Source organism: Acinetobacter sp. UBA2063 (assembly GCF_002333245.1).
Lineage (GTDB): Bacteria > Pseudomonadota > Gammaproteobacteria > Pseudomonadales > Moraxellaceae > Acinetobacter > Acinetobacter parvus.
The window spans coordinates 1-2,688 of the sequence record NZ_DDAH01000267.1; the positions used below are offsets into that span (position 1 = coordinate 1).

A 2,688-nucleotide genomic window follows, 5' to 3' on the forward strand; every position below is an offset into this window, starting at 1 on the left:
GGAGTATTTTATGGCACGTAGACCAAGAAGAAATCATTCAAATGATTTTAAAGCTAAGGGGCTTTGTTGCACAAATAGACGAAAGATAGAGTTGTTCTAATCTTCAGATATTTATGCAACAGCCACTTTAAATATATATAAAAAATGGTTAACCAACTGTAAGGGGGGCTTTAAAACGTTTTAATCGTAAAGCATTTCCTAGTACAAATATTGACGAGAGAGCCATTGCACCAGCAGCAAATACAGGAGAAAGTAGCAGTCCAAATTGCGGATAAAGTACACCTGCTGCAATAGGAATCAGAGCTGCATTGTAAACAAATGCCCAAAATAAATTTTCACGAATATTGGTTATAGTCGCTTTGCTTAAAGCGATAGCATTTGGCACTCCTTTCAGGTTGCCAGACATCAAAACCACATCAGCAGCTTCAATCGCTACATCTGTACCTGTACCTATCGCTAAGCCAATATCTGCTTCTGCAAGTGCAGGAGCATCATTAATGCCATCTCCCACATATGCGAGTTTACCATATTGATTTTTTAATTTTTTAACGGCCTCTATTTTACCTTCAGGCAAGACTTCAGCAATAACCTCATCAATACCCAGTTTTTTTGCAATCGCTTGAGCCGTATGACGGTTATCCCCTGTAATCATGGCAACCTTTAAACCTAACTGATGTAACGCTTCAATTGCAGCAAATGTTGATTCTTTAATTGGATCTGCTACAGCAATAATGGCAGCAAGTTTCTGGTCAATCGCAACATAGAGTGGAGTTTTTCCTTCTTCTCCCAAACGATCCGAAAATTGAGAAAAAACATTAGGATTCAAACCTAGTTTTTCCATATATCGATCTGCACCAATATGAACCAAATGTTCAGACACCGTTGCTTCTATTCCATAGCCCGTGACTGACTTGAAATCAGCAACAGGAGACAGGATTAATTCCTTATCTATAGCGGCTTGTACAATTGCTCGAGCAATAGGATGCTCAGACTTTGATTCAACGGCTGCCATAAGTGAAAGTACGGCATTGTATTCAAACCCTTCTAAGACATGCAGATCGGTTAAAATTGGTTTCCCTTCAGTCAGGGTCCCTGTTTTATCAACAGCAACCACTTTAGTTTCTTTGAGCAGCTGCAAAGCTTCCCCTTTACGGAATAAAACACCCATTTCAGCACCACGCCCAGTTCCCACCATGATTGATGTAGGCGTTGCAAGTCCCATTGCACAAGGACATGCAATAATGAGTACCGCAACTGCATTAACTAAGCTAAACGTTAGGGCTGGCTCAGGGCCAAAGATAAACCACGTAAGAAAAGTTAAAAGAGAGAGACCCATTACTACAGGTACAAACCACATGGTAATTTTATCAACCAATGCCTGAATCGGCAGCTTGGAGCCTTGGGCCTGCTCTACCATTCGGATGATTTGAGAAAGCACTGATGAACTACCAACAGAGGTGGCTTTGATATTTAAGCTGCCACTTTGGTTAATTGTTCCTCCTACCACAGTAGAGCCTATCGTTTTTTCAACGGGTATAGGCTCGCCAGTAATCATGGATTCATCAATAAAACTTTGGCCGTGAATAACTTCACCATCGACAGGGATACGCTCGCCTGGTCTAATCTCTACAATCGTTCCTGTTTGAACTTCGGCAATCGGAACTTCTATCACCTGATTATTGAGCTGTATTCTGGCAACTTTAGGCTGCATTCCAACTAGATGTTGAATTGCTAAAGACGTTCGGCCTTTTGCCTTGGCTTCAAAAAATCTACCTAATAGAATTAAAGTGATAATAACCGCTGCAGCTTCATAATAAACATTGACCGTGCCTTGTGGCAGGACACTTGGAAAGAAAGTAGCAACCACTGAATAAAGATAAGCAGCCAATGTTCCTACAGCCACCAAGGAATTCATGTCTGGTGCTAAGCGGAATAAACTTGGGATGCCCTTTTTGAAGAAGCGTCGGCCTGGAAAAATTAATGCTACTGTGGTCAAGAAAAATTGCATTAACCAGCTATTTTGTTGGCCAATGTTATCCATCATAAACGTATGAAAGGCGGGAATCAGGTGTGATCCCATTTCTAAAATAAAAACGGGTAGAGTCAATAAGACTGACAAAATTAAATCTTTTTTAAGTTTTTCTAATTCAATATTCTTTTTATCTTGAAAGCTTTCCGTAGTTTGATGAACTGACTTTGCTTCAAACCCTGCTTTGGTGACAGCCTGAATTAACGAGTCACGAGTGACAGATGAGCTTGCCTGAATAGTCGCTTTTTCAGTAGCCAGATTTACATGTGCTGATTCCACACCCTCAACAGATTTTAAGGCTTTTTCTACTCGACCTACACAAGAAGCACATGACATACCCTCAATCGTAAGCTCTATTGGTTGCAGCGCTTCCACTTCGTAGCCAGCTTTTTCTACGGCTTTAATTAAAGTAGCGCGATCAAGTGGTTGATGCGCATAAATGACTGCTTTTTCGGTAGCCAGATTTACATGAGCCGATTCAACACCCTCAAGAGATTTTAAGGCTTTTTCCACACGGCCTACACAAGAAGCACATGTCATCCCCTCAATCTCTAATGTTTCACTGTAGTGTGGCGTATCAGTCATTTCGGTACTCATATACGATCTCTATCATTTAGATATGCTGAGTTCTATATGCGAAGATCAGCTCGAACCAAGAT

1 protein-coding gene is annotated in these 2,688 nt (G+C 40.9%); it reads right to left on the minus strand.

The genetic code is table 11. From position 1 onward, the window contains the following. Positions 1–148: 148 nt before the first annotated feature. Positions 149–2,626 carry a heavy metal translocating P-type ATPase gene (locus B4H32_RS12545; protein ID WP_286803356.1) on the minus strand — a complete coding sequence of 826 codons (2,478 nt, stop codon included), beginning with the start codon at positions 2,624–2,626 and terminating at the stop codon, positions 149–151. Between the last annotated feature and the right edge of the window lie 62 nt (positions 2,627–2,688).

Coding starts and splice junctions, on each gene's coding strand:
- B4H32_RS12545 (WP_286803356.1), bottom strand. CDS start 2,626: ATGAGTACCGAAATGACTGATACGCCACACTACAGTGAAACATTAGAG.